Here is a 19272-nt window from a genome sequence, read left to right as displayed (position 1 = left end):
CGGAGGACCTGGTTCGCGACAACCAGGGCCGCCGCTTCCCCGCCCACCTCGACCTGGCACCGCCGGACGAGGTGCCCTACGAGCGAGAGGCACGCCCGCGCTACGACCGGCCGCCAGCCCGAGCGTGGTTCAGGCACCGGGCGGCACGCGACCGGGAAGCGCAAGCGGCTCCGCACAGGCAGCGACAGGTCGACCACCCGACCCGGGCAGAGCTGCGCCTGCGGGCCAGGCTCAGGCGCGGGCGGCAGCCGGTGGTCGATGCCCCTCCCCCGAGCGACGACTGCACCTGCCCTGACACGTGCTTCGAGGCCTACTGCGCCGCTGACTGCCCGTGCCAGTGCGAGCCCGGCCGAGACCGGTTCGGCCGGCCGCGCGGGGCCGAGGTGACCGGCGGGCTAGTTGACCGGGCCGTCGCCGCCGAGGTCGTCGGGGTCGCGGAAGTAGGTCTTCTTGGCCCGCAGGCCCCGGTTCGCCATCCAGGTGAGGGCCCACAGGACGACGCCGAGCACCAGCAGGCCGCCGCCGATCGTGTAGTGCTCCGACGGCCGGCCCGACAGCGGCAGCACGAGGAAGAAGCAGGCGACCGCTCCGACGACCGGGAGGAACGACGGGGTGACGAAGTGGTCGCTGTCCTTCGGGTCGCGCCGGAGCACGAGCACGACGATGTTGACGATCGTGAACACGCCGAGCAGCAGTAGTGACGTCGTGCCGCCGAGGGCCGAGACCGCGTCCTCGCTCGCACCCGACACGTAGATGATCAGGCCGAAGGCGAGAAGGGTCGTGAAGACGATGGCCGCCCACGGCGTCCGGCGACGCGGGTGCACCCGGCCGAGGAAGTGGGGCAGCACGTCCTGCTTGCTCATCCCGTAGAGCAGGCGCGAGGCCATGAGCATGTTGATCAGGGCCGAGTTCGCGACGGCGAACATCGAGATGAACGGCAGCAGGTCCTTGATCGGGACGTTCGGCGCGGCCCTCTCGACGACCGTCACCAGCGGCGTGTCGCTCGAGGCGAGGTCGCCCACCGGCACGATGGCGACGGCGCAGAGCGACACGAGCACGTAGATGAGTCCCGTCACGCCGATGCCCGTGATCATCATCTTGGGGAAGATCCGCACGGGGTCCTTGGTCTCCTCGGCCATGTTGACCGAGTCCTCGAAGCCGACCATCGCGAAGAACGCGAGCGACGTCGCCGCGGTGACGGCGAAGAACGTCGACTTGTCGCTCGGCGACTCGAAGATCATCGTGCGCGAGAAGTCGCCCTTGCCGCCGAAGATCGCGAAGAAGCCGACGAAGATGACGAGGAGCAGGCCCGACAGCTCGACCAGCGTCAGCACGATGTTGGCCTTGACGCTCTCGCCGACGCCCCGCAGGTTGACCAGCGCGACGACCGCCATGAACCCCAGCGCGATGAGCATGATCAGCGTCGTGTTCTCGTCGTCGAGCCTGAACCCCTTGGCGAGGTTCGACGCGAAGGCCCGCGAGGCCGTCGAGGCCGACGTGATGCCGGAGCACATGACCGTGAAGCAGACGATGAAGGTCAGGAAGTGGATGCCGAACGCCTTGTGGGTGTAGAGCGCCGCGCCGGCTGCCTGCGGGTACTTCGTCACGAGCTCGAGGTACGAGAAGGCGGTGACCATGGCGATGGCGAAGGCGACGATGAACGGTGCCCAAGCCGCACCTCCGACCTCTGCGGCGACGTCTCCCGTGAGCGCGTAGACGCCCGTCCCGAGGATGTCGCCGACGATGAAGAGCAGCAGCAGCCCGGGTCCCATGACCCTCTTCAGCTCGCCGCCCTGGTGGGTCTCCTGTTGTGCAACCTGAGCCATGTCGCCTCCCATGCGTCTGGTCGTGGCCAAGCGCCACGGTGGGTTGCCTGCCTGACCACCTTGGCCCACGCACCACGGTGCGGCAACGGGAGACGCGCCGGGGACTAGCCCGACTAACGGCGGAACACGGCCCGCCAGTGCTGACCCTCGACGGCGCTCAGCTCGACCTGCTCGAGCCCGTCGTCCGCGAACGACAGCAGGCGTCCACGGCTCAGCGCGAACGGCGGACCCTTCGTCGCGTCGGACTCGCCGTCCGTGCGGAACTCCACCACGAACAGCGTGCCTCCCCGGGCGACCAGGCTGCGCACGCCGCGGACCGCCTCCGACCGGGGCGGGTCGGGCAGCGCCTGCACCGTGTAGATCTCGACGACCAGGTCGAACCCGCCGAGCCACTCCCCCGGCAGGTCCAGCAGGTCCGCCACGCGGTAGTCGACGGCGCTGCCCGGGTGCCGGTCCTGCGCCACCCGGACAGCGGTCGGGGCGACGTCGAAGGCCGCCGTGTCGAAGCCCAGCGACGCGAGGTACTCCGCGTCGGCACCGAGACCACACCCCACGACGACGGCGCGACGCCCGCTGCCGTCGACCGCCTGCGACTCCGCCCACTCCCGCAGCTGCGGTGCGGGCTGGGACCTGTCCCACGGCATGCCGACGACGCCCGAGCAACCCTCCGCGTACAGCCGGTCGAACCAGGAGGTCGGCGCGCCGTCCGAGATGGCTTGCGCCGCAAGCTCATCCGCTCGCTCGTCCCAGTCGCGCGCCATCGTCAGCCCCCGATCCTGGTGCGCACCTCGTACAGCTCCGGGAAGAAGGTCAGGTCGAGCGCGCGACGCAGGAAGTCGACGCCTGTCGACCCGCCGGTGCCGGTCTTCTGGCCGATGGTGCGCTGCACCACCTGCAGGTGCCGGAAGCGCCACTGCTGGAAGTTGTCCTCGAGGTCGACGAGCTCCTCGCACGTCTCGTAGACGCCCCAGTGCTCGTGCGGCTCGGCGTACACGCCGGCGAAGACGTCGACGAGCCCCTGGTCGAGGCGGTAGGGCTGCGTCCAGTCACGGTCGAGCAGGTGGGACGGGACGGCATACCCACGCCGGGACAGGTAGGCGAGGAACTCGTCGTAGAGGCTGCGTTCGTGCAGGAGGGTGTCGAGCTCGCCGCGGGCGCCCTCGTCGTGCGAGAACACGGCGACCATGTCTGCGTTCTTGTTGCCGAGGAGGAACTCGACCTCGCGGTACTGGGCCGACTGGAAGCCCGAGCTCGTGGCGAGGAACGGGCGGATCTCCGCGTACTCGCTCGGCGTCAGCGTCGCGAGCACCGACCACTGGTCGGTGAGGGTGTGCTGGATGTGCTTGACGCGGGCCAGCCGCTTGAGAGCGGGTGCCAGATCGTCCTCAGCGAGAAGCCTTCGGGCAGAACGCAGCTCGTGGATCATGAGCTTGAGCCACAGCTCCGAAGTCTGGTGCTGGATGATGAAGAGCAGCTCGTCGTGCTGCGGCGGGTCGCTGAGCGGCTGCTGCGCGCTGAGCAGCGTGTCGAGCCGCAGGTAGTCGCCGTACGACATCTTGCGCGTGAAGTCGCGCTCGATGCCCTCCTCGAGCTCGCGCTTGACGCGCCGGTCGTCCGTGGCCATGTCGCGATCCTAGGAGGCGCCTCAGCTGGGCCGCGGGCGGATCCTCACGAGGTGCGAGACGACACCCGGGATCCATCCGGTCTCACCACGCATCCACCGCGCGCCGACGAGGTTGTGCGGCACCACGACCGTGTCGGCCCGGGCCGCGACGAGGCCGATGTCGGTGCCGAAGACGTCGGTCACGACGGCCCACTCGCGGGCGCTGTGCCGGGCGAGGTGCTCGCCGATCGCCGTGGCGAACGTGTCGACGATGACGTCGGAGCCGTCGCCGTCGGCCCCCTGGGTCGCCGACCACCGGCGGTACGCGTCGTCGTAGTGGGCGCTGATCGAGCTGAGGTCGTCGATGTCGACGCCCGCCTGCGCGGCGTGGGCCAGCGCCGCGTCGAGGCGCCCGCGCTCGGCCTCCCCCAGCGGCGCCGTGACGGGTCGACCGGTGACGTCGGACGCGAGCGCGTCGTCGCCGGGCTCGCCGGCGTCGTCGGCGGGGGTCGGGTCCGAGGCCGGCTCGTCGTCGCCCTTGTTCTTCTTCGAGAACAGTCCCATGCGGGTCAATCTAGTGTCTGGCGACGGCCTCGGACCCGGCCTGCTCAGCCGAAGGTGTCGGGATCGGGGCCGGTCCTCGTCCCCCGGTCCAGGCCGCGGATGGCCGTGAGGTCGTCCTCGTCCAGCGCGAAGCCGAAGAGGTCGAGGTTCGCGTCGATGCGCTCGGGGGTGACGGACCGGGTCAGCACGACGTTGCCGACCTCCACGTGCCAGCGCAGCGCCACCTGCCCCGGCGTCACGCCGTGCTTCGCGGCGATCCCCGTGACGACCGGGTCGTCGAGGAGCCCGGCGCGGGCCGCGAGCGGGCTCCACGCCTCGGTCACGATGCCGTGTTCGGCGTGGAAGGCGCGCAGCTGCTCCTGCTGGAGGTACGGCGAGAGCTCGATCTGGTTGACCGACGGCAGCACGCCGGTCTCGTCGAGCAGGCGCTGCAGGTGCGACAGCTGGAAGTTGCACACACCGACCGAGCGCACCCGGCCCTCGGACTGCAGCTCGAGCATGGCCTTCCACGCGTCGACGTACGCGTCCTGGGCGGGGGCCGGCCAGTGGATGAGGTAGAGGTCGAGCACGTCGATGCCCAGGCGCCCCATGGACGCGTCGAACGCCGCCGGCACGTCGTGGTGGTCGTCGTTCCAGACCTTCGTGGTGACGAAGACGTCGTCGCGGGCGACGTCGCCGCGGGCCAGGACCCGGCCGACGCCCTCCTCGTTGCCGTAGATGCGGGCGGTGTCGATGTGGCGGTAGCCGACCTCGAGGGCGCGACCGAAGGCGGCGTCGACGTCCGCGTCGGGCACCTCCCAGACACCGAAACCGACCTGCGGGATGGCCAGGCCGGGGGTGGAGGCGTGGCCGAGGGCGAGCGTGGGGACTGACGCGTGTGTGGTCATGGCCTCCACGCTAGGTCGAGCACACCGGTGGTTGATGTGCCCGACCTCACTCCGAGACGGCTGGGAATACGCCTCTGGAGGCGGAATTGACGTGACGTCAGCCCGATAGAGTCCGAGCCATGGCATCCATCAGCAAGGTCCTGATCGCAAATCGTGGTGAGATCGCGGTCCGCATCGCGCGGGCGTGCGCGGACAGCGGCATCGCCTCGGTGGCGGTCTACGCGGACCCCGACCGGGATGCCCTGCACGTGAAGGTCGCCGACGAGGCGTACGCGCTCGGTGGCTCGACGCCCGGCGAGAGCTACCTGCTCGTCGACAAGCTCCTCGACGTCGCGAAGCAGTCCGGCGCCGACGCGGTCCACCCCGGCTACGGCTTCCTCGCCGAGAACGCCGGCTTCGCCCAGGCCGTCATCGACGCCGGGCTCATCTGGATCGGCCCCGGCCCCGAGGCCATCGACTCCCTCGGCGATAAGGTCAAGGCCCGCCACATCGCGACCAAGGCCGGTGCGCCCCTCGTGCCCGGCACCAAGGACCCGGTCGGCGGCGCCGACGAGGTGGTGGCGTTCGCGCAGGAGCACGGGCTCCCGGTGGCGATCAAGGCGGCATACGGCGGCGGCGGACGCGGCCTCAAGGTCGCCCGCACGATGGAGGAGATCCCCGACCTCTACGAGTCGGCCGTGCGCGAGGCAGTCACGGCGTTCGGCCGCGGCGAGTGCTTCGTCGAGCGCTTCCTCGACCGCCCGCGTCACGTCGAGACCCAGTGCCTGGCCGACCAGCACGGCAACGTCGTCGTGGTCTCGACCCGCGACTGCTCGCTGCAGCGCCGCAACCAGAAGCTCGTCGAGGAGGCCCCCGCCCCGTTCCTCACCGACGAGCAGCACGCCGAGCTGCTGCGCGCGTCCAAGGCGATCCTCAAGGAGGCCGGCTACGTCGGTGCCGGCACGTGCGAGTTCCTCGTCGGGCCGCAGGGCGACATCAGCTTCCTCGAGGTCAACACCCGCCTCCAGGTCGAGCACCCGGTCACCGAGGAGGTCACCGGCATCGACCTCGTGCGCGAGCAGTTCCGCATCGCGAACGGCGAGAGCCTCGACTACGGCGACCCCGAGCCGCACGCGCACTCCATCGAGTTCCGCATCAACGGCGAGGACGCCGGCCGCGGCTTCCTCCCAGCCCCCGGCACCGTGACCAGGATGGTCGTGCCGCACGGCCCGGGCGTGCGCTGGGACGCCGGCATCGTCGAGGGCGACACCGTCGCCGGAGCCTTCGACTCGATGATCGCCAAGCTCATCGTCACCGGCAGCACCCGCCAGCAGGCCGTCGAGCGCTCCCGCCGCGCCCTCGCCGAGCTGACCATCGACGGCATGCCCACCGTCGTGCCGTTCCACCGCGCGGTCGTCGCCGACCCGGCCTTCGCGCCCGCCGACGGCACGCCGTTCTCGATCCACACCCGCTGGATCGAGACCGAGTGGGACAACACCGTCGAGCCGTATGCCGGTGGGCCCGGTAGTGGCGCCGACGGCGCCGAGCCCGAGGAGCGCCAGACCGTCGTCGTCGAGGTCGGCGGCAAGCGGCTCGAGGTCTCGCTGCCCGGTGGCCTGTCGCTGGGCGGCGGTGGCGGCTCCGCCGCGAAGAAGAAGGCGCCGAAGCGCTCCGGCGGCGGCAAGTCCGGCGGCGCCGCCTCCGGCGACTCCCTCACCGCTCCCATGCAGGGCACCATCGTCAAGATCGCCGTCGAGGAGGGCACCACGGTCGCTGCCGGCGACCTCGTCATCGTCCTCGAGGCGATGAAGATGGAGCAGCCCATCACCGCCCACAAGGGCGGCGTCCTCACCGGTCTCACCGCGAAGGTCGGCGAGACCGTCACGTCCGGCGCGGTGCTCGCCGAGATCAAGGACGCCGAGGGCTGACCGGGCGACCACCCGGGTCCGGACGCGTCGAGCCGACGACAGGGCCGCCCCACCGTCGCGGTGGGGCGGCCCTCGCCGTGCTGCGACGGCTCAGCTCTTGGGCGGGTCGCCCAGGGTGATGTCGCCGCCCTGGGTCCCGGCGCCGCCCTGGTTCCCGGCGCCGCCCTGGTTCCCGGCGCTGCTCGGGTCGGGCACGCCCGGCAGGTCCTGCTCGCCCGCCGGGTCGGTGGCCGGCGGGATCTCGGACGGTCCGGGGCTGCCCGGCAGACCGGGGTCCACGGGCGAGGGGTCGTTGGGATCGACGGGAGGCCCGGGCGTGGGGGTCGGCGTGGGGGTCGGCGTGGGGGTCGGTGCCGGGCCGGGGGTCGGTGCCGGGCCGGGGGTCGGCGCCGGGCCGGGCGTGGGAGGGGTGGGAGGCGTCGGCGGCGTCGGCGGAGCGGTGGCCTCGTCGTCCGGCAGACCCAGCTGCTCGCGTACGGCGTCGGCTCCCTTGTCGATCTGGTCGGCGTACTTGCCGCCGGTGCGCTCGTTGATGATCTCCTCGGCCTTGTCGAGCCCCTGCTCGGCCTGGTCCGGGTGGCCCTTGATGAAGTCCTTGGCCTTGTCGATCCAGTCGCTCACTGCGTGCCTCCACGGTCCGAACCGGTCAGGGGCCGGCCCGCGGGCACGGTCGCTCCCCTGGCGCGACGGCGACGCCGCCACGGGCCCGACGTTACGCCTCTGACACACTGGTCAGGTGCTTGCGACCCTCGCCACTGCGACCTCGAACCAGCCGTCCTTCTCGGTGACGAACCTCGTCATCCTCATCGTCGTGGCGGCCCTCGTCTACCCGCTGCAGAAGAAGCTGCGCCAGACCGTGTCGCGCCGGCGCAAGGAGCGGTGGGCCGAGCAGGACCGCCTGGCCGAGCTCGAGAGCGACCGCCAGGACCGTCCGCAGCACCCCGACCAGGTCGTCTGACGCGATCCCCTGACGCGTCAGTCGGACTGGTGCAGCTGGCGCGCCGCCTCGGCGATCGAGCCGGACAGCGACGGGTAGACGGTGATCGTGCTCGAGACCTGGTCGACGCTGAGCCGGTTCTGCACGGCGAGAGCGACCGGGAAGATCAGCTCGGAGGCCTTGGGCGCGACGACGACCCCGCCGAGCACCGTGCCGTAGCCCTTGCGGCAGAAGAGCTTGACGAACCCGTCGGTGATGCCCTGCATCTTGGCCCGGGGGTTGCGCGCGAGCGGCAGCATGACCGACTCGACGTCGGGTGACTCGTCGGCGGCGCCCTGGCTGATGCCGACGGTCGCGATCTCGGGCTCCGTGAAGATGTTCGCCGCGACGCCACGAACGTTGAGCGGTGCGACGGCGTCGCCGAGCGCGTGCCACATGGCGATGCGGCCCTGCATGGCGGCCACGGAGGCGAGCGGCAGCACGCCGGTGCAGTCACCGGCGGCGTAGATCCCGCCCACGCTGGTGCGCGAGACGCGGTCGACCTGGATGTGGCCCGAGGGGCTGAGCTCGACGCCGAGCTCCTCGAGCCCGAGGTCGGCGGTGTTGGGCACCGAGCCGACGGCGAGCAGGGCGTGGCTGCCCTCGACGGTGCGGCCGTCGACAAGAGTGACGACGACGCCGTCGGCGGTGCGCTCGACCGAGGCGGCCCGCGACGTGCCCAGGACCTCCATGCCGCGCTTGCGGAAGACGTCCTCGATGACGGTGGCGGCGTCGGCGTCCTCGCCCGGCAGCACCCGCTCGCGCGAGGAGACGAGCACGACCTGGGAGCCGAGGCCGAGGTAGGCCTGGGCGAGCTCGGCGCCGGTGACGCCGGAGCCGATGACGATGATCCGTTCGGGCAGCTCCTCGAGGGAGTAGATCTGCTGCCAGGTCAGGATCCGCTCGCCGTCGGGGCGCATCGTGTCCATGACCCGGGGTGCTGCGCCGGTGGCGAGCAGCACGACGTCCGCGGCCAGCTCCTGCGTGGTGCCGTCGGCGAGCTCGGCGACGACCGCCTCGCGCCCTGCGACCCGGGCGGTGCCGCGGAGCACGGTCACGCCGACCTGCTCGAGGCTGCCCTGGATGTCGGCGCTCTGGGCGGCGGCGAGCTCGAGGATGCGACCGTTGACCGTGTGCGCCTGGGCGACCGCGTCGGACACCTCGTCACCGTCGTCGTCCTGGAGCCGCACTCCGAGCTGCGAGGCTGTCTCGAAGTCGGACATGTAGTCGGCGGTCGCGATGAGCGCCTTGCTCGGCACGCAGTCGGTGAGCACGGCCGCGCCACCGAGTCCGTCGCGCTCGACGATGGTGACGCGTGCGCCGAGCTGTGCGGCGACGAGGGCCGCCTCGTAGCCGCCGGGGCCACCTCCGATGATGACAACGGACGTCTCGCGCGTGATCACGTGCTCCATCCAACCATCCCCCGGACGACCCCGAGGTCGGGCTCCGCACCCTGGCGGGACCGGTGCGCCGGTCAGGACGACCTCGCTAGAGTCCACATCGTGAACAGCACCTCCCGCGACCTCAACGACCCCTCCACCGACCCGTTCGACGTCGCCGCCGACGCAGCCGCCGTGATCGCCGAGCGCACGGGCGTCGAGCGCCACGACGTCGCGCTCGTGCTCGGGTCGGGCTGGGGCCAGACGGCCGACCTCATCGGCGAGACGCTCGCCACCGTCGACAACGCCGACGTGCCCGGCTTCCACAAGGCCGCCGTGGTCGGCCACTCGGGCAGCATGCGCTCGGTGGCGATCGGCGACACCGGCCGCCGTGCCCTCGTCTTCGGCACGCGCACCCACTTCTACGAGGGGCGTGGCGTGCGCTCGGTCGTCCACGGCGTGCGCACGGCGAAGGCCGCCGGCTGCTCGACGATCGTGCTGACCAACGGCTGCGGCGGGCTCAACCCGGCCTGGGCGCCCGGCACGCCCGTGCTCATCCGCGACCACATCAACCTCACGGCCCACTCCCCCATCGAGGGCGCGAACTTCGTCGACCTCACCGACGTCTACACGCCGCGGCTGCGCGACCTCGCCCGCGAGGTCGACCCCGACCTCGACGAGGGCGTCTACGTCCAGTTCCGCGGGCCGCACTACGAGACGCCTGCCGAGGTGCAGATGGCCAAGGTCATCGGTGGCGACCTCGTCGGCATGTCGACGACGCTCGAGGCGATCGCCGCGCGTCAGAGCGGTCTCGACGTGCTCGGCATCTCGCTCGTGACGAACCTCGCCGCAGGCATCTCCGAGACCCCGCTGAGCCACGACGAGGTGCTCGAGGCCGGACAGGTCGCCGCCGAGCGGTGCGGGCGCCTGCTCGCCGCCGTCGTGGGGCGCCTGTGATGACCGCCGTGGACGCCACCGAGACCATGTATGCCGCCGCGCGGGCCTGGCGCGACGACGACCCCGACCCGACGACGCGGGCCGAGCTCGACACGCTGCTCACCCGGGCGACCGACGGGGACGGCGACGCCGAGGCCGGCCTCGCCGACCGCATGTCGGGCCTGCTCGAGTTCGGCACCGCGGGGCTGCGCGGGGCGCTCGGGGCGGGCCCCAACCGCATGAACCGCAGCGTGGTCATCCGTGCGGCCGCCGGCCTGACGGCATACCTCAAGGACGAAGGGCGTGCGGGCGAGCACCCGACCGTGGTGATCGGCTACGACGCCCGCTACAACTCCGACGTCTTCGCCCGCGACACGGCCGCCGTCGTCGTCGCGGCCGGCGGTCGGGCGATGCTGCTGCCCCAGCCGCTGCCCACCCCGGTGCTCGCCTTCGCGATCCGCCACCTCGGCGCCCACGCCGGGGTCATGGTGACGGCCAGCCACAACCCGCCACAGGACAACGGCTACAAGGTCTACCTCGGCGACGGGAGCCAGATCGTGCCCCCGGCCGACGGCGAGATCGCGGCCCACATCGGTCGCGTCGAGCGGGTCGCCGACGTGCCTCGCGCCTCCGAGGGCTGGGAGACGCTCGGCGACAACCTCCTCGAGAGCTACATCGACGCCGTCGCCACGGTCGTCGCGCCCGACTCGCCCCGCGACCTGCGCGTCGTCCACACCAGCCTGCACGGGGTCGGCCACGGCACGGTGCACGCCGCGTTCGTGCGGGCCGGGTTCGCGGCGCCGATCCCGGTCGACGAGCAGGCGGTGCCCGACCCGGACTTCCCGACGGTGGCGTTCCCCAACCCCGAGGAGAAGGGCGCCATCGACCTGGCCCTGGCACGGGCCCGGGCGGTCGGGTGCGACCTCGTCATCGCGAGCGACCCCGACGCCGACCGGTGCGCGGCAGCCGTCCTCGACCCGGCCCTCGGTGACTGGCGCATGCTGCGGGGCGACGAGGTGGGGGCGCTGCTCGGCGCGCACGTCGTGCGGCGCGGGGTCTCCCGTCGCGACGTCTTCGCGAACTCCATCGTGTCGTCGCGCCTGCTCGCCTCGATCGCCAGGGCCGCCAAGCTCGCCCACGAGGAGACGCTCACCGGCTTCAAGTGGATCTCGCGCGTGCGCCGGCTGAGGTTCGGCTACGAGGAAGCCCTCGGCTACTGCGTCGCGCCGCGCCTCGTGCGCGACAAGGACGGCGTCAGCGCGGCGCTGTTGCTCGCCGAGCTGGCCGCGACCCTCAAGGCCGAGGGGCGCACCCTCACCGACCTGCTCGACGACCTCGCCGTCGAGCACGGCGTGCACGCCACCGACTCGTTCTCGGTGCGCGTCTCGGACCTCGCCCAGACCGAGGCCCTGATGGGCCGGCTGCGCGAGGAGCCGCCCACGACGGTGGCCGGCACCGAGGTCACCCGCGCCGACGACCTCGCGCGCGGCGACGGCGGTCTGCCGCCGACCGAGGGCCTGCGCTACCACCTGGCCGACCGGTCGCGCATCATCGTGCGCCCCAGCGGCACCGAGCCGAAGGTGAAGGTCTACCTCGAGGTCATCGAGCCGGTGACCGACGCTGCCGGGCTCGCAGAGGCCAAGGCGGTCGCCGAGACGCGGCTGGCCGCGGTCCGCGCCGACATGGAGCGCCTCACGTCGCTCTGAGCTCGCTGTGGCCCTTGGCCTGCGATGGGCCTGCGGTGGGCCTGCGGTGGGCCTGCGGTGGGCCCGCGGTGGGCCTGCGGTGGGCCCGCGAGGCCGGCGTCAGGCGACGAAGGTCGCGATGACGAAGAAGGCGATCGCGGCGAGCAGGAGCCCCACCGAGATGGGGTCCCACGCCTGGGTCACGATGCGCGGGGTGCGGCCGTCCTTGCGCTTGCGGTCGGCCGCGATGAGCCGCTCGACCTCCGCTGCGACCAGCTGCGCCTGCACCTTCGACTTCGTCGGCAGCTCGGTGGTGCCGCGCCCGCGCACCTGGTTCGCACCGAGGCTCAGCATGCCGCGGCCGTACCTCGGGCGGCCCGGGTCCGCCGGCACGCCCCAGGCCGTGTAGCGCGCGCCGTCGGCGACGAGCTCGAGCGACCAGCGCGAGCGCACCTCGGTGATGGCCGGCCAGGTCAGCTCGACCGTGCGCAGGGGGTTCACGAGGCGCAGGCCCTCCGAGTGGACGACGACGCAGGGGTGCACGACGAAGAGCCAGACGAGCACGAGGACGAGCAGCACCCCGGAGACGAGCGACCAGCTGCGCGGTGGCGTCAGCAGGGCCGGCACGAGCAGGGCGAAGCCGCACAGGCCGGCGATCACACCGACCGCGATGGCCGACCCGGGCCGCAGCGTCTGCGCGTCGTGGCCGCCTGCGCCCGGGGTGGCCCGGGTGGGCTCGGGGTGCTGGGGTTCAGGACTCACGGTGGCACTCTCTCACGCGTCACGGGCCGTCTCGAATGGTGGATAGACTCCCGTGGTGACTGTTAGCACCACGACGCGCTCCGCGCAGGAACTCACCGCTCAGGCGCGTGACGTCCTCGGGGTGTCGCGCCTGACGAACTCCGCCCTCACCTCGTGGCTCCACGGCCTCCCCGGCGTCGACCAGGTCGGCTGCGAGGGCCGCGCCGCGGCGCTCGGCACCCGCTCGATCAAGACCACGAGCAAGGCCTGGGCCATCGACACGGCCATCGGGATGATCGACCTCACCACGCTCGAGGGCGCCGACACCGTCGGCAAGGTCCGCTCGCTGTGCGCGAAGGCGCTCGTGCCCGACGCGCTCGACCCGACGACCCCTCGCCCGGCCGCCATCTGCGTCTACGGCGACATGGTCGCGACGGCGAAGGCGGCCCTCGGCGACAGCGGCATCCACGTCGCGGCCGTCGCCACGGCGTTCCCGTCGGGCCGCGCCAGCATGCCGGTCAAGCTCGCCGACACCCGTGACGCCGTCGAGGCAGGCGCCGACGAGATCGACATGGTGATCGACCGTGGCGCGTTCCTCTCCGGCGACTACCTGACGGTCTTCAACCAGATCGCGGAGGTGAAGCAGGCCTGCGGCGACACGCACCTCAAGGTGATCATGGAGACCGGCGAGCTCGTCACCTACGACAACGTGCGCCGCGCCTCGTACCTCTCGATGCTTGCCGGCGGCGACTTCATCAAGACGTCCACGGGCAAGGTGCAGCCGGCGGCGACCCTGCCCGTCACGCTCATCATGCTCGAGGCGGTGCGCGACTGGCGCGAGCTCACCGGCGTGCAGGTCGGCGTCAAGCCGGCCGGTGGCATCAAGACCACCAAGGACGCCATCAAGTACCTCGTCATGGTCAGCGAGATCGCGGGTGACGACTGGATGACCCCGCAGTGGTTCCGGTTCGGCGCCTCGAGCCTGCTCAACGACCTGCTCCTCCAGCGTCAGAAGCTCGCGACCGGTGCCTACTCGGGCGCCGACTACGTGACCATCGACTGACGGTCCGCCACGTCACGACGCCCTTGACTGCACCGACAGAGCTCACGAAAGACACCCTCATGCCCACGTTCGAGTACGCCCCCGCGCCTGAGTCACGCGCGATCGTCACGATCGAGAAGTCCTACGGCCTCTTCATCGACGGAGCGTTCACCCGCCCCAAGGCGACCTTCGCCACGATCAACCCGGCCGACGAGACGGTGCTGGCCGAGGTCAGCCAGGCCGGCCCGAAGGACGTCGACAAGGCCGTCGCCGCCGCCCGCCGCGCCTACGAGGGCGTCTGGGGCACGATGTCCGGCGCCGAGCGCGGCAAGTACCTCTTCCGCATCGCCCGCATCCTGCAGGAGCGTGCCCGCGAGTTCGCCGTCCTCGAGACCCTCGACAACGGCAAGCCCATCAAGGAGACCCGCGACGTCGACGTGCCGACGGCGGCCGCGCACTTCTTCTACCACGCCGGCTGGGCCGACAAGCTGGAGTATGCCGGCCTGTCCGCCGGCGGGGCCGAGGCGCCTCGGCCGCACGGTGTCGTCGGCCAGGTCATCCCGTGGAACTTCCCGCTGCTCATGCTCGCGTGGAAGATCGCGCCGGCCCTCGCGACCGGCAACACCGTGGTGCTCAAGCCCGCCGAGACGACGCCGCTGTCGGCGCTGCTCTTCGCCGAGGTGTGCCAGCAGGCCGACCTGCCCGCGGGTGTCGTCAACATCATCACGGGTGACGGCCGCACCGGCCAGGCGCTCGTCGAGCACCCCGACGTCGACAAGGTCGCCTTCACCGGCTCGACCGAGGTCGGCAAGATGATCGCGCGCTCGATCGCCGGCACGTCGAAGAAGGCGACCCTCGAGCTCGGCGGCAAGGCCGCCAACATCGTCTTCGACGACGCCCCCATCGACCAGGCCGTCGAGGGGATCGTCAGCGGCATCTTCTTCAACCAGGGCCAGGTCTGCTGCGCCGGCTCGCGCCTGCTCGTGCAGGAGAACGTGCACGACCAGGTCATCGCCAAGCTGAAGCGCCGCCTCGGCACGCTCCGCGTCGGCGACCCGATGGACAAGAACAGCGACCTCGGCGCCATCAACAGCAAAGCACAGCTCGACCGCATCACGGCGCTCGTCGAGGCCGGCGTCGCCGAGGGCGCCGAGCGTTGGAGCCCCGAATGCTCCTTGCCCGCAAAGGGATTCTGGTTCCCGCCCACGGTGCTCACCGGCGTCTCGCAGACGCACCGTGTCGCCACCGAGGAGATCTTCGGCCCGGTGCTGTCGGTGCTGACGTTCCGCACGCCCCAGGAGGCGGTGGCGAAGGCGAACAACACGGCATACGGCCTCTCCGCCGGCGTGTGGACCGAGAAGGGCTCGCGCATCCTCTGGATGGCCGACCAGCTCAAGGCCGGTGTGGTCTGGGCCAACACCTTCAACCGCTTCGACCCGACGTCGCCGTTCGGCGGCTACAAGGAGTCGGGCTACGGCCGCGAGGGCGGCCGCCACGGCCTCGAGGCCTATGTGACCACTGCCCCTGCGACATCCTCCACACAGCTGACGGGAGCCACCCGATGAGCCGCCTCGACGTGCGCAAGACCTACAAGCTCTACATCGGCGGCAAGTTCCCGCGTAGCGAGTCGGGCCGCTCCTACGAGATCGTCTCTGCCAAGGGCGAGTTCCTCGCCAACGCCTCGATGGGCTCGCGCAAGGACGTCCGCGACGCCGTGGTCGCAGCGCGTTCGGCGCTGTCGGGCTGGTCCGGCGCGACTCCCTTCAACCGCGGCCAGGTGCTCTACCGCGTGGCCGAGGTGCTCGAGGGACGTCGTGCCCAGTTCATCGAGGAGGTCGCGGCCGGCGAGGGCCTCTCGACCCGCGCGGCCGGTGCGGCCGTCGACGCCGCGATCGACCGCGTCGTCTGGTACGCCGGCTGGACCGACAAGATCGCGCAGGTTCTCGGCAACCTCAACCCCGTGGCCGGTCCGTTCTTCAACGTGTCCGCTCCCGAGCCGACCGGTGTCGTGGGCGTCCTTGCGCCGCAGGGCTCCTCGCTGCTCGGTCTCGTGTCGGTGATCGCCCCGGTCATCGCGTCGGGCAACACGGCGGTCGTCGTGACCTCGGCCGACCGCCCGCTGCCTGCCGTCACGCTCGGTGAGGTGCTCGCGACGTCCGACGTCCCCGGCGGTGTCGTCAACATCATCACCGCCCGCACGGCCGAGGTCGCCTCGTGGCTTGCCGCACACCGTGACGTCAACGCCATCGACCTCACCGGCGTGGCGGGTGCCGACGGCGTCGTCTGGGCCGCGCTCGAGGCCGAGGCCGCCGGCAACCTCAAGCGGGTCTACCGTCCCATGGTGGTCGACGGCCGGCCCGTCGAGCCCGACTGGAACGCCGACCCGGGGCTCGGCCGCATCCGCGCCTTCGTCGAGACCAAGACCGTCTGGCACCCCAAGGGTCTCTGAGCAGCCGGTGCGGAGCGCACGAGGAGGACGACAGGTGGGCTCCGTCGACGACGCGGCAGCGGGCCGCCGCCGGGTCATCCTGTTGACCGGGCCGAGCGGGTCGGGCAAGAGCCGGCTCTCGGCGCGGCTCAACGCGACCCACGGGTGGCCCGTCGTACGTCTCGACGACTTCTACCGCGAGGCGAGCGACCCCGCGCTGCCGCGCTCCCCGCTCGGCATCGCCGACTGGGACCACCCCGACTCCTGGGACGCCGGCGCAGCCGTCGCGGCGCTGCGCTCCCTCGTCGACCACGGCTCCGTCGAGGTTCCCGTCTACGACATCGGCGCCTCGGCCGTCACCGGCCGCCACACCGTGACGGCCCGCCAGCACGACTACGTGCTGGCCGAGGGACTCTTCGCCGGACGCCTCGTGGAGCCCCTGTCGGCCGAAGGGCTGCTCGCCGACGCGCTGTGCGTGCGCCAGAACCGCACGCTGACGGCCCTGCGCCGCTTCGTCCGCGACCTGTCGGAGCGGCGCAAGCCACCCCACATCCTCGTGCGACGCGGCCTCACGCTGTGGCGTGACGAGCCCGCGGTGGTCGCCCAGGCCCGGTCCGACGGGGCCCGCTGCGTGCACCCGCGCGAGGCGGAGGCCGAGCTCGGCGCGCTGCTCGGGACGGCGGCGGGGCGATGAAGCTCGTCGGGATGCTCGGCGGCATGAGCTGGGAGTCGAGCGCCGAGTACTACCGCCTGGCGAACGAGCTCGTGCGCGAGCGGGTCGGAGGCCTCGCCTCGGCCCGCCTGCTGCTGCACTCGATCGACTTCGCCGAGGTGGAGCGCCTTCAGGCACAGGGGCGCTGGGACGAGGCGGGAGACCTGCTCGCGACCGCCGCTGCCGGGCTCGAGGCAGGCGGCGCGGAACTGCTGGTCCTCTGCACCAACACGATGCACAAGGTCGCCGACACCGTCGAGCGGGCCGTGTCGATCCCGCTTCTCCACATCGGCGACGTCACGGCCGCGGCCGTGCGTCTCCACGGACTCTCGCGCGTCGGGCTGCTCGCCACCGCGTACACCATGGAGCAGCCCTTCCTGCGCGAGCGGCTGGCCGGGCACGGGCTCACCGTCCTCGTGCCCGAGGCCCACGACCGGGCCGTGGTGCACCGCATCATCTACGACGAGCTGTGCGTCGGGGTCGTCAGCGACGAGTCACGGCAGGCCTACCGCGAGATCATCGGCCGGCTCGTGGCGGCCGGCGCCGAGGGCATCGTCCTCGGCTGCACCGAGATCGAGCTCCTCGTCGACCAGACGGACTCGCCGGTGCCGGTCTTCCCGACGACGCGCCTGCACGTCGAGGCCGCGGTCTCGGCCGCCCTCGCGACCGGCTGACCGCCCCGTCACCGGCAGACGTCAGCCGATCGGCGGCACCTCGTAGCCCAGGTCGGCGTAGCCGGGCTTGATGACCCCGTCGATGAGTGCCAGGCGCTCGTCGAACGGGATGAAGGCCGACTTCATCGCATTGATGGTCACCCACCGCAGGTCCCCGAGCGTCCAGCCCGCCTCGTCACGCAGCAACGCGGCCTCGCGGCTCATCGACGTGCCGCTCATGAGCCGGTTGTCGGTGTTGAGCGTGACCCGGAAACGCAGCCGCCGCAGCAGCGTGATCGGGTGCAGCGCGATGGACGGCGCCGCCGAGGTCTGCAGGTTGCTGCTCGGGCACATCTCGAGCGGGATCCGCTTGTCGCGCACGTAGGCCGCCAGACGGCCCAGACGCACCCGGTCGAGCTCGAGCGTCGTCAGGGCGCTCGAGTCACCCTTGTTGCCTTCGAGCCACTCGTCGAACGGCGAGCCGTCGACCGTGATGTCGTCGACGATGCGCACGCCGTGGCCGAGCCGGTCGGCCCCGCACCACTGGATGGCCTGCCAGATCGAGGGCAGGCCGAAGGCCTCACCGGCGTGGATGGTGAAGTGGAAGTTCTCGCGCTGGAGGTACTCGAAGGCGTCGAGGTGACGGGTGGGCGGGTAGCCGGCCTCGGCACCCGCGATGTCGAAGCCCGAGACCCCCTCGTCGCGGTAGCGGATGGCGAGCTCGGCGATCTCGGTGGACTTGGCTGCGTGGCGCATGGCGGTGAGCAGCGACGTGACGCGGATCGGGTGACCCGCCGCAGCAGCCTTGGCCTCGCCGTCGCGCAGACCCGCGTTCACGGCCTCCACGACGCCTTCGAGGGTCAGGCCCTGGGTGAGGTGCTGCTCGGGCGCGTAGCGGCTCTCGGCGTAGACGACGCCGTCGGCAGCGAGGTCCTGGGTGCACTCGCTCGCCACCCGGAACAGACCCTCGCGGGTCTGCATCACCGCGAGCGTGTGGTCGAACGTCTCGAGGTAGCGCGGGAGCGACCCGGAGTCCGCGCTCTCGCGGAACCAACGTCCCAGGTCAGCGGCCGTGCTCTCGGGCAGGCCGTCATAGCCACACTCCCGGGCCAGCTCGAGGATCGTCTGGGGCCGCAGGCCACCGTCGAGGTGGTCGTGCAGCAGCACCTTGGGGGCGCGCACCAGCTCGTCGGGCGCGCCCTGCTCGACCGTGGTCACCGGGCCTCCCCCGCGTTCTCCTCGTCCTCCGCGTCGCGGTGCACGGTGTCGGGGCTGAACGCGGGCAGGCACACCGCGACGTACTCGGCGCCCTCAGGCCCGCACGAGTAGCGGATGCGCTCGCCACCTCGGGTGAGCACCGACTGGCCGGCACCCACTTCGATGGTGCCGCCGTCGTGGTCGACGAGCACGGTGCCGGCCAGGACGAGCGTGATCTCGTCGAACTCGGGCCTCTGGAACGGCTCGGACCAGCCGGCCGGGGCCACCATGCGCGCCACGGAGACCGAGCTCTGAAGGCCGGCGTCGGGGGTGTTGACGGTACCGACGTGCTCGTCGATGACCTTGCCGCCGGGAACGGGGATACGCGTCGGGGAGGGGATGAGTTCAGGCACGAGCCAACCCTAGTGGACGCGAAAAGGCCGGGAAATGCGACAACCCCGCCAGCAGAGCTGGCGGGGTTGTCGTGAATGGTTGTCCGGCTGCGTCCTACTCTCCCACACCGTCACCAGTGCAGTACCATCGGCGCTGAAGGGCTTAGCTTCCGGGTTCGGAATGGAGCCGGGCGTTTCCCCTTCGCTATGACAGCCGAAACTCTATGGAGATATCAAAATCGTGGACGCGATTGCCCACCACTCGTAGTGGTGGTTCGCAGGTTCCCGTTTGTATCTCGGGAACTGCACAGTGGACGCGTAGCATCTTTGTGAGTCAAGTTATC

The 19272-nt window shown here is 71.6% G+C and carries 19 protein-coding genes and 1 rRNA gene; 9 read left to right on the top strand and 11 right to left on the bottom strand.

Going from position 1 to position 19272, the window contains the following annotated elements; all coding sequences use genetic code 11:
- Nucleotides 1-395 precede the first annotated feature (395 nt).
- From ACYVNR_RS00455 to ACYVNR_RS00435, 5 genes are all read right to left on the bottom strand, one after another.
- Complete coding sequence (locus ACYVNR_RS00455) at nt 396-1826, bottom strand: APC family permease (RefSeq protein WP_045192821.1); 1431 nt, start codon at nt 1824-1826, stop codon at nt 396-398.
- A 113-nt stretch (nt 1827-1939) separates the two neighbouring features.
- Nucleotides 1940-2587: a class I SAM-dependent methyltransferase gene (locus ACYVNR_RS00450; RefSeq protein ID WP_461045765.1), complete on the bottom strand. Its 648-nt coding sequence runs from the start codon at nt 2585-2587 to the stop codon at nt 1940-1942.
- Nucleotides 2588-2589: 2 nt separating this feature from the next.
- Nucleotides 2590-3450, bottom strand: coding sequence for a tryptophan 2,3-dioxygenase (locus ACYVNR_RS00445; RefSeq protein WP_461045763.1), 861 nt, complete (start codon nt 3448-3450; stop codon nt 2590-2592).
- Between the two features lie 21 nt (nt 3451-3471).
- Nucleotides 3472-3993 (bottom strand): DUF3806 domain-containing protein, encoded by a 522-nt coding sequence (locus ACYVNR_RS00440; RefSeq protein ID WP_461045761.1) that lies wholly within the window; start codon nt 3991-3993, stop codon nt 3472-3474.
- 44 nt (nt 3994-4037) lie between these two features.
- A complete protein-coding gene (locus ACYVNR_RS00435; RefSeq protein ID WP_461045759.1) occupies nt 4038-4880 on the bottom strand; it encodes an aldo/keto reductase in 843 nt (280 codons plus the stop codon).
- Nucleotides 4881-4999: 119 nt separating this feature from the next.
- Here ACYVNR_RS00435 and ACYVNR_RS00430 point away from each other — a divergent pair, with 119 nt between their 5' ends.
- Complete coding sequence (locus tag ACYVNR_RS00430; protein WP_045192785.1) at nt 5000-6787, top strand: acetyl/propionyl/methylcrotonyl-CoA carboxylase subunit alpha; 1788 nt, start codon at nt 5000-5002, stop codon at nt 6785-6787.
- 90 nt (nt 6788-6877) lie between these two features.
- On the opposite strand, the gene ACYVNR_RS00425 is transcribed toward ACYVNR_RS00430, so the two are convergent.
- Entirely contained in the window at nt 6878-7408 is a 531-nt protein-coding gene (locus ACYVNR_RS00425; RefSeq protein WP_461045757.1) for an antitoxin, read from the bottom strand.
- Between the two features lie 115 nt (nt 7409-7523).
- Here ACYVNR_RS00425 and ACYVNR_RS00420 point away from each other — a divergent pair, with 115 nt between their 5' ends.
- Entirely contained in the window at nt 7524-7745 is a 222-nt protein-coding gene (locus tag ACYVNR_RS00420; protein ID WP_461045756.1) for a hypothetical protein, read from the top strand.
- Between the two features lie 17 nt (nt 7746-7762).
- On the opposite strand, the gene ACYVNR_RS00415 is transcribed toward ACYVNR_RS00420, so the two are convergent.
- Complete coding sequence (locus tag ACYVNR_RS00415; RefSeq protein ID WP_461045753.1) at nt 7763-9175, bottom strand: NAD(P)H-quinone dehydrogenase; 1413 nt, start codon at nt 9173-9175, stop codon at nt 7763-7765.
- A gap of 90 nt (nt 9176-9265) precedes the next feature.
- On the opposite strand from ACYVNR_RS00415, the gene ACYVNR_RS00410 reads away from it, so the two are divergent.
- Nucleotides 9266-10099: a purine-nucleoside phosphorylase gene (locus ACYVNR_RS00410; protein WP_461045750.1), complete on the top strand. Its 834-nt coding sequence runs from the start codon at nt 9266-9268 to the stop codon at nt 10097-10099.
- Nucleotides 10099-11784, top strand: coding sequence for a phospho-sugar mutase (locus ACYVNR_RS00405; protein ID WP_461045748.1), 1686 nt, complete (start codon nt 10099-10101; stop codon nt 11782-11784). Before ACYVNR_RS00410 ends, ACYVNR_RS00405 begins: the two co-directional genes overlap by 1 nt.
- A 99-nt stretch (nt 11785-11883) precedes the next feature.
- Here ACYVNR_RS00405 and ACYVNR_RS00400 read toward each other — a convergent pair whose 3' ends face one another.
- Nucleotides 11884-12525, bottom strand: a complete 642-nt coding sequence (locus tag ACYVNR_RS00400) for a PH domain-containing protein (RefSeq protein WP_461045746.1) — start codon at nt 12523-12525, stop codon at nt 11884-11886.
- A 55-nt stretch (nt 12526-12580) separates the two neighbouring features.
- Here ACYVNR_RS00400 and deoC point away from each other — a divergent pair, with 55 nt between their 5' ends.
- From deoC to ACYVNR_RS00375, 5 genes are read left to right on the top strand one after another with little or no spacing between them, the layout of a single operon-like run.
- Nucleotides 12581-13567 (top strand): deoxyribose-phosphate aldolase, encoded by a 987-nt coding sequence (gene deoC, locus ACYVNR_RS00395; protein ID WP_458802076.1) that lies wholly within the window; start codon nt 12581-12583, stop codon nt 13565-13567.
- A 59-nt stretch (nt 13568-13626) separates the two neighbouring features.
- Nucleotides 13627-15111 (top strand): aldehyde dehydrogenase family protein, encoded by a 1485-nt coding sequence (locus ACYVNR_RS00390; protein ID WP_045192777.1) that lies wholly within the window; start codon nt 13627-13629, stop codon nt 15109-15111.
- Nucleotides 15108-15995, top strand: a complete 888-nt coding sequence (locus tag ACYVNR_RS00385) for an aldehyde dehydrogenase family protein (RefSeq protein WP_461045743.1) — start codon at nt 15108-15110, stop codon at nt 15993-15995. Before ACYVNR_RS00390 ends, ACYVNR_RS00385 begins: the two co-directional genes overlap by 4 nt.
- A gap of 34 nt (nt 15996-16029) precedes the next feature.
- The gene (locus ACYVNR_RS00380) at nt 16030-16668 is read left to right on the top strand and encodes a uridine kinase family protein (RefSeq protein ID WP_461045742.1); all 639 of its coding nucleotides are present in this window, start codon (nt 16030-16032) and stop codon (nt 16666-16668) included.
- Nucleotides 16665-17360: an aspartate/glutamate racemase family protein gene (locus tag ACYVNR_RS00375; RefSeq protein ID WP_461045740.1), complete on the top strand. Its 696-nt coding sequence runs from the start codon at nt 16665-16667 to the stop codon at nt 17358-17360. Before ACYVNR_RS00380 ends, ACYVNR_RS00375 begins: the two co-directional genes overlap by 4 nt.
- A 21-nt stretch (nt 17361-17381) precedes the next feature.
- Here the strand turns inward: ACYVNR_RS00375 and ACYVNR_RS00370 are convergent, their stop codons facing one another.
- The 3 genes from ACYVNR_RS00370 to rrf form a co-directional block, all read right to left on the bottom strand.
- On the bottom strand, nt 17382-18557 hold the full coding sequence (locus ACYVNR_RS00370; RefSeq protein ID WP_461045738.1) for an adenosine deaminase: 1176 nt from the start codon (nt 18555-18557) through the stop codon (nt 17382-17384).
- Nucleotides 18554-18949 carry a cupin domain-containing protein gene (locus ACYVNR_RS00365; RefSeq protein ID WP_461045736.1) on the bottom strand — a complete coding sequence of 132 codons (396 nt, stop codon included), beginning with the start codon at nt 18947-18949 and terminating at the stop codon, nt 18554-18556. Before ACYVNR_RS00365 ends, ACYVNR_RS00370 begins: the two co-directional genes overlap by 4 nt.
- A gap of 81 nt (nt 18950-19030) precedes the next feature.
- Nucleotides 19031-19147, bottom strand: a 5S ribosomal RNA gene (rrf, locus tag ACYVNR_RS00360).
- Nucleotides 19148-19272: the final 125 nt, after the last annotated feature.

Source organism: Terrabacter koreensis, from assembly GCF_054783315.1.
The sequence above is the reverse complement of the archived record's forward strand: the minus strand, read 5'-3'. Positions and strand labels throughout refer to the sequence as shown.